This is a genomic window from Ruminobacter sp. RM87, from assembly GCF_000701925.1.
Taxonomy (GTDB): Bacteria; Pseudomonadota; Gammaproteobacteria; order Enterobacterales; family Succinivibrionaceae; genus Ruminobacter; species Ruminobacter amylophilus.
In genome coordinates, this window is sequence record NZ_JNKD01000082.1 from 1 (window position 1) to 7752 (window position 7752).

5 protein-coding genes and 1 rRNA gene are annotated in these 7752 nt (G+C 42.5%); 5 read left to right on the forward strand and 1 reads right to left on the reverse strand.

Annotated elements, in window-relative coordinates; translation table 11 throughout:
* The first annotated feature begins 310 nt into the window (after positions 1–310).
* Positions 311–1285, forward strand: coding sequence for an NADP-dependent oxidoreductase (locus tag T489_RS0111495; protein ID WP_031580171.1), 975 nt, complete (start codon positions 311–313; stop codon positions 1283–1285).
* 114 nt (positions 1286–1399) lie between these two features.
* Here the strand turns inward: T489_RS0111495 and T489_RS0111500 are convergent, their stop codons facing one another.
* Positions 1400–2140 (reverse strand): outer membrane protein assembly factor BamD, encoded by a 741-nt coding sequence (locus T489_RS0111500; RefSeq protein ID WP_051622093.1) that lies wholly within the window; start codon positions 2138–2140, stop codon positions 1400–1402.
* Positions 2141–2513: 373 nt separating this feature from the next.
* On the opposite strand from T489_RS0111500, the gene rluD reads away from it, so the two are divergent.
* The 4 genes from rluD to T489_RS0111520 form a co-directional block, all read left to right on the forward strand.
* Positions 2514–3506, forward strand: a complete 993-nt coding sequence (gene rluD, locus T489_RS0111505) for a 23S rRNA pseudouridine(1911/1915/1917) synthase RluD (RefSeq protein WP_031580173.1) — start codon at positions 2514–2516, stop codon at positions 3504–3506.
* A gap of 30 nt (positions 3507–3536) precedes the next feature.
* Entirely contained in the window at positions 3537–4322 is a 786-nt protein-coding gene (gene pgeF, locus T489_RS0111510) for a peptidoglycan editing factor PgeF (protein WP_232218319.1), read from the forward strand.
* 305 nt (positions 4323–4627) lie between these two features.
* On the forward strand, positions 4628–7225 hold the full coding sequence (gene clpB, locus T489_RS0111515; RefSeq protein ID WP_031580175.1) for an ATP-dependent chaperone ClpB: 2598 nt from the start codon (positions 4628–4630) through the stop codon (positions 7223–7225).
* Between the two features lie 434 nt (positions 7226–7659).
* Positions 7660–7752 (forward strand): 16S ribosomal RNA (locus tag T489_RS0111520); the annotation flags it as partial.

The following is a 7752-nucleotide window of genomic DNA, read 5'->3' on the forward strand; positions in this document are numbered from 1 at the left end:
GTATACAAAAGTGTCTGATGTCTGATTACTCATATAATTAGTATATTCTGTTTGATTAAATAACGATGCGGAATTGGATGCTTTTTTGATGAAACTCTTGATATTTTACCTAACTGATTTTAGTTTTGTTAATTTTTTTGATTGTGCCGGATAAAGATAATTAAACCGGTATAATTATTTTTATGGATATAAACATTTACATGTATTGTGTTGTAGGTCATTTATATTATTTAATTCTGATGTTTATTACATTCAAAATAATGTAGAATGTGCACATTCTACATTTGTGACAAGAAAAATAGGATGTTTTATGTCAGCATTAGAGCTTTGCGCTTATGGCGGAGTAGAAAATCTGGTATTTAATGACAGTACGGAAGTTCCTTCCCCGAAAAAAGATGAAGTACAGGTAAAGATTCTGGCGACCGGGGTTAATGTCATCGATACCAAAATTCGTCTTGGAACCAGTTTCGCTGCCAAGACCCGCGGAGAAAGATTCCCGTGGGTGATAGGCTTTGATATGAGTGGTGAGGTTGTCAAGGTTCCAAAGGACTGTGAAGATTTTCAGAAAGGTGACAAAGTTTGCGGTCTGGTCGGATTTCCCCTGAATGGCGGGGCTTACAGTTCTCTGAATAATTTTCAGGCAAGTGAACTTATTAAAATTCCTGAAGGCTGCGGAATAAAGGTTGCCGGAGCGTTGCCTCTTGCAGGTCTGACTGCGTATCAGGCTCTGTTTGACATAGGACATCTTCAGCCTGAGCAGACCGTTATTATTTCAGCGGCCGCAGGCGGAGTAGGACATCTTGCCGTTCAGCTTGCAAAGAATGCCGGCGCCAGGGTTTTGGGAATATGTTCCAAGGAAAATCATCAGTTTGTTAAGGATTTGGGTGCAGACGGAGTAGCCGAGTACGATCATGAGGAATGTCTGAAGTGGCAGAGTGAGGCGGATCTCTTTATAGATCTTGTGGGAGGACAGAGCGCCATCAATAACCTTTCTCTTCTGAAACTCAATGCTACCATGGTTTCAGTTCCAACCGTTACTTATCAGGCTGTAAGACTGGCGGCTACCGATATGTCGATAAATGTTGCAGGTATGGTTGTTAAGCAGAATAAGGCTCAGTTAAAGAAGATGCTTGATATGATTGCTGACGGAGATCTTAAAGTACATATTTCTGAAAGCTTCTTCCTGAAAGACGGAGCAAAGGCGCATGCGGTAATAGGCGGCGGTCATACAATAGGAAAGCTGATTCTGTTACCTAACGGAATCGTGCGCGAGGTGAAAGTCTAGATTCGGTGCGCCAAGAGAAGAATGCAATAGAAAACGGTAACCGTACAGCTGACGGTTACCGTTTTTAATTTTCTATAACAGAGACGTTTGTGCAGCCGATGCTAAACTTTTATATCAGTTTGCAAAGTTCAGGTCATACATCCTTTGAGTGTGTGCGGCGGCTTCCGTAAGGTTGAGACGCTGATAACTCTTGATCAGATACTGCATCGCATCTTTTGTTTCGTCAGTTCCCTGGTAGGTAAGAATCAGTTTCTGACAGTGTCTGGCTGAGGATATATATGCCTGTTTTTTATAATAGTATTTGGCAATGGCCAGTTCATGCTTTGCAAGAACACTCCTGATGTATACCATTCTTGCATAGGCATCAGCGGCATAAAGGCTGTTAGGGTACGATGTATAGAGGCGACTGAAGTCTTTAAAGGCTGCTTCAAAGAAAGATACATCACGATTGGAATTGTCAACGCGAATCAGATCAAGCAATCTGTCAGTTGCTTTCTGCTGGTTGGTCAGACCTCTCATATACAGTACATAGTCAATATGTTCGTCTGAAGGGTTCAGGCGGATAAATTTATCAATTTCCGCAATAGCCAGTTCATTTTCCCTGTCTTTATAGTAGGTGTAGATTAGGTTAAGCTGAACCTGATGCGCATACGGACCGAAAGGATATCTGTTGTCAATGGCTTCAAGGTTAAGTCTGGCTGTGTTGTAGTTTTCATTGGCCATGGCCTTGTATGCATCTATATACAATTCATAGGGCTGTTTGTCCGGAACAATATCCCTGTTTTTTGAAGAACAGCCGGTCATCATAATAATGCCTAAAAAAGTAATTACCAGTTTGCTTGCAGTGCTCAGCATTTCAATATCCACTATCTGAATTTTGGAAATTAAAAAAATCAGTTATAAATTAACAATGGTTGCTGCCTTTCGGGAGAAAAACCACGTTACTCGGCAATCTGTCCGCCGGTACTGTCTGCATGTTACATGCGGCGGAACAAAACAACACAGTGAATATAATACACAAAAACAATTCAATATTCATGCAATAGTTAATTTTATGATGAGAATATGGATATTTAAAAGAGAGGCATGTCAAAACATCAGATGTTCAGCAAGTGACAGCTGTGTTTGTGATAATGATTACGGACTTCCTTTAGCTGTCGGTAATCAAAAAGGAATGTATAAAGAGTCGGCATATGCTAGAATGCACTAAAATTTGAGGTTTTTATACATGAGTCAGACTATAGAATTAACTTCCGTTATTCCAGAAGATATGCATGGCATGCGACTGGATCAGGCATTAAGTGAACTTTTTTCAGATTATTCACGTAACAGACTTAAGGGGTGGATCCTTGAAGGACTGGTGACCGTGAACGGCAATGTGGCTTCTGTTCCGCGCGAAAAGGTGAATGCCAATGACAGCATCGTTATCAATGCGACCATTGATAGCGAAGATCATTTTATTCCGGAGGAAATACCTCTGAATATTGTTTATGAAGATGATGATCTTCTGGTTATAAACAAACCTGCAGGCCTGTCAGTTCATCCGGGAGCCGGACGCAGAACCGGAACCCTGCTTAACGGTCTGCTTTACAGATATCCTGAAAGCATCAATCTTCCACGAGCCGGTATTGTTCACAGACTTGATATGGATACATCTGGACTCATGGTTATAGCCAAGACAATCAGAGCGGTACATAAGCTGGTTAAGGCTATTTCACGTCATGATGTTGTTCGTGAGTATGAAGCGGTTGTAATCGGACACATGACTGCAGGCGGTGAAGTGGATGAACCAATCGGAAGACATCAGACAAACAGAATTATGATGTCTGTTGTTCCGGAAGGGTATGGAAAGGAAGCCGTAACTCATTATCGTGTTATGGAAAAATTTCGTGCGCATTCAAGACTTCGTCTGAGACTGGAAACAGGAAGAACTCATCAGATTCGTGTGCACATGTCATATATCAAGCATCCTCTCGTCGGCGATCCTTTATATGGCGGAAAGAGAGCCAGATTTATCCCTAATGCATCAGCTGAGTTTACCCGTTACGTGAATACTTTCCCTCGTCAGGCTCTGCATGCAATCAAGCTTGAATTCAAACATCCGTTTACCGGAGAGGAGCTTTCATTTGAGGCTCCGGTACCTGATGATATGATTGAACTGGTGGAAGTTCTTCGTGAGGATACAAAAGAACATCCTGATGATATTGTCTGGGGATTTTAGGTGAACGTCAGATTATAGACTGAGGATTAAATGAACTGTAACAGAGGTGACTTATCGAATAAATGCGACGGGGTGAGGATTGTATCCGAATCCTCAGTCATTCCCGGATCCGTGGGGATGGCTTTTACCACAAGAAAAGGCGGGAAAAGTCAGAAGCCCTTTGACGGTTTTAATCTCGGTCTTCACGTGGGGGATAATCCTGTCTGCGTAAACGATAATCGGGAACTTCTTGGGGATGCTCTTCCCGGGGTTAATCAGATTATCTGGCTTAATCAGATTCATTCATGCAATGTCGTAAAGGTTGATGATTCCTTTAGTGGTGTTCCCGATGCCGACGCATCGGTAACCAGAAAAAAGGGGATTGCGCTGGCCATAATGACTGCAGACTGTCTGCCTGTACTGCTAGCTGCTGATGACGGATCCGTGGTTGGAGCGGCTCACTGCGGCTGGAGAGGACTTGCCGGAGGTGTTCTGAAAAATTCAGTTGAGAGTATGGACATATCTCCAGACAGAATATCCGCATGGCTCGGCCCCTGTATAGGCCCTTCGGCTTTTGAGGTCGGAGAGATTGTGAGAGAGTCTTTTTTCAGACTGAATCCTCAGAGTGAAAGGTGTTTTAAGGTTCAGCCTCCGAAAAACGGAGAAAACAAATATCTCGCTGATCTTCCCGCTCTTGCCGAAATGGAATTGAAACGCCTTGGAGTAACAAAAGTAATATCATCAGGATTGTGTACCTACAGCGACGGCGAACGCTTTTTCAGTTATCGCAGGGAGCAAATTACAGGCAGAATGGCGAGTCTTGTCTGGATTAGGTAACACAGGTTCTGCATATGTGCGAAAATCCATGTTTTATCCAGTTTCGTACGTCTGTGTTCGGGGAATACATTTCGGTACAGACATCAGTTTCTTATATGCTGCATATGTTGTCTAATCGTTGTTCGGCAAGTTGGTTCTTTTAATTCCTAGGATTTCTTTCAGATTGAATAATTTGAAAGAATTGTCATAACAAAACATAAAAAATTCATCAAAAAAACAATCATATTTTTACTTTTGTCCTTGAATATTTTTTAAAAGATCCCATGTCATAAGTGTGAGATTTGAAAAAACAGAGGTGACAGAGTATGAGATTAGAATCATTGACTACACAGCTGCAGGAGGCTCTACAGGATGCTAATTCTCTTGTAGTTGTCAACGAGCAGCAGCTAATAGAACCTGCACACATTGTTGAAGCATTAATAAGCATGCAGGGAAGTTCAATTCCGGCAATCCTGACATTGTGCGGAGCAGATGCAAATGCGGTAAAAATTCTTCTTGATGAAGAGATAAAGAAGTTTCCTGTTGTCAAGGGCGCAGGTGCGGACATTCAGATGTCTCCGGCTACGGGCAGAGTATTCAATCAGAGTGAAAGACTTGCCAAAGAGTATCAGGATAAATTCATTTCATCAGAACTCTTTGTAAAAGCTGCATTCACTGAAGATTCTCTGGTAAGGAATGTATTCACGAAATGCGGTATTAACAAAGGTAAACTTGACGAAGCCATTAACAAGGTTCGTGGCGGTGAGAAGGTAAATGATGCGGAAGTTGAATCAAACCGCCGTGCACTTGAAAGATATACCATAGATCTGACTGCCAGAGCTGAAAGAGGCAAACTGGATCCTGTAATCGGCCGTGATGAGGAAATCAGAAGAGCCATTCAGGTACTGCAGCGCAGAACAAAAAACAATCCTGTGCTTATCGGTGAACCTGGTGTAGGTAAAACCGCAATTGTTGAAGGCCTTGCCCAGCGTATTGTCAAGGGGGAGGTTCCTGAGGGACTGAAGAATAAGAGACTTCTTTCTCTTGATATGGGGGCTCTAATTGCAGGTGCAAAATACAGAGGTGAATTTGAAGAAAGATTAAAGGCGGTGCTGAACGCACTGGCAAAGGAAGAAGGCAGGGTAATTCTCTTTATCGATGAAATTCATACCATGGTTGGCGCAGGCGGCGCTGATGGTGCAATGGATGCGGGAAACATGTTAAAGCCTGCTCTTGCCCGCGGGGATCTGCACTGTATGGGCGCAACCACTCTGGATGAATACCGCAAGTTCATTGAGAAGGATGCTGCTCTGGAAAGAAGATTCCAGAAAGTATTTGTAGGTGAACCGTCAGTAGAGGATACCATTGCAATTCTGAGAGGCCTGCAGGAACGTTACGAACTGCATCACCATGTTGAAATTACGGATCCAGCCATCATTGCTGCGGTGACACTGTCCAACAGATACATTACTGACAGACAGCTTCCGGATAAGGCTATTGACCTGATTGATGAAGCAGCTGCAAGTATCAGAATGCAGATCGATTCAAAGCCTGAGCCACTGGATCGTCTTGAACGTAAACTGATACAGCTGAAGATGGAACGTCAGGCTGTGGCCAAGGATTCCGATGAGGCAAGTAAAAAACGTCTTGAAATTCTTACTGAAGAAATTGAAAGCAAGGAACGTGAGTACAGTGAACTTGAAGATATCTGGAAGGCGGAGAAGTCCTGCATGCAGGGAGTTCAGCAGATCAAGGAAGAACTTGAGAAAGCTAAGTTTGACTGTGAAATCGCTCAGAGAAAGGGAGAGTTTGAAAGAGCCGGTGAACTTCGTTACAGTGTAATTCCTTCATTGGAAAAGCAGATTGAAAACGTAAGCAGACTTCAGCAGGATGCAAAGAACAACAAGGATACCCCGAAATTACTCCGTAACAAGGTAACGGAAAATGAAATTGCAGAGGTTGTATCCAGAGCGACCGGCATTCCTGTTGCAAAAATGATGGCCGGAGAAAAGGAAAAACTTCTGAATATGGAAAACAGTCTTCACGACAAGGTAATTGGACAGAATGAAGCTGTTGATGCCATCGCGAATGCCATCAGAAGAAGCAGAGCCGGTTTGTCTGATCCTAACAGACCTATAGGTTCATTCCTGTTTATGGGACCTACCGGTGTGGGTAAAACAGAACTGTGCAAAGCGCTGGCCGAGTTTATGTTTGATACGAAGGATGCGATGGTCCGCATAGATATGAGTGAGTTTATGGAGAAATACTCCGTAAGCCGTCTTGTAGGTGCACCTCCGGGATATGTCGGCTACGATGAAGGTGGATATCTGACCGAAGCCGTAAGAAGACGCCCATACAGTGTTATTCTGCTTGATGAGGTGGAAAAGGCTCATCCTGACGTATTCAACATTCTGCTTCAGGTTCTTGACGATGGCAGACTTACCGACGGACAGGGAAGAACAGTAGACTTCAAGAATACAGTGATTATCATGACCTCGAATATCGGTTCTGAGATTATTCAGGAGGAAACCGGTCATAAGAGTTATGATGAAATAAAGAGTGATCTGTTCCAGGTACTTCGCGGACACTTCAAGCCTGAATTCCTGAATCGTATTGACGAAACTGTGGTATTCCACCCTCTGGATGAAGAATGCATCAGAAAGATTGCAGGTATTCACCTGAGAAGTCTAAGCAGTCGTCTGAGCGAGTCAGGTTATCATGTTGAATTTGCTGATAGTCTGCTTGCCCGTGTTGCTCATATAGGTTTTGATCCTGTTTTCGGCGCAAGACCGTTGAGAAGAGCTATCCAGGATGTTGTGGAAAATCAGCTTGCTCAGCTGGTGCTTAAAGGTGAATTAATGCCTGACAGTACCTACACGGTTGATTTAACTGATGAGGACAAACTGGTTGTTCACAGAAAGTAGACTGTAAAACAGTTTTCTGAAGAACAATAGGTTGAGTGCAAGTATAAAAGGGGGCATTAGACATAATGTCCCTTTTTTACTGAATGGTGTAAATTTAAATTCTTCGTCATTATGTAAATAAAGGTGTGGGAAAATTAAACGATGTGGATAAAATTTGTGTGTTTTGGGTAAAATTTATTCAAAAGATAAGTTTTTTGCGAAAAAGATCAAAAAAAGTATTGACGAAAAAAATAAAAAACCTAAAATACACATCGTTCGCTGAGCACAGCGAAAAACAAAAAGTTCTTTAAAAACGAATCTAGACAATCTGTGTGGGCACTCGCTGAATTCATGAGCTGAAATAAAAAATGGTTCTTGAAGAAGCTGAGTGTCAAATCTAAGAGCAATTAGAAAGACAGTCATTCAAAGAGAGCCGAAAAAACTTCAACTAATTTAAAGTGAAGAGTTTGATCATGGCTCAGATTGAACGCTGGCGGCAGGCTTAATACATGCAAGTCGAACGGTAACAGCAGGAAGCTTGCTTCCTG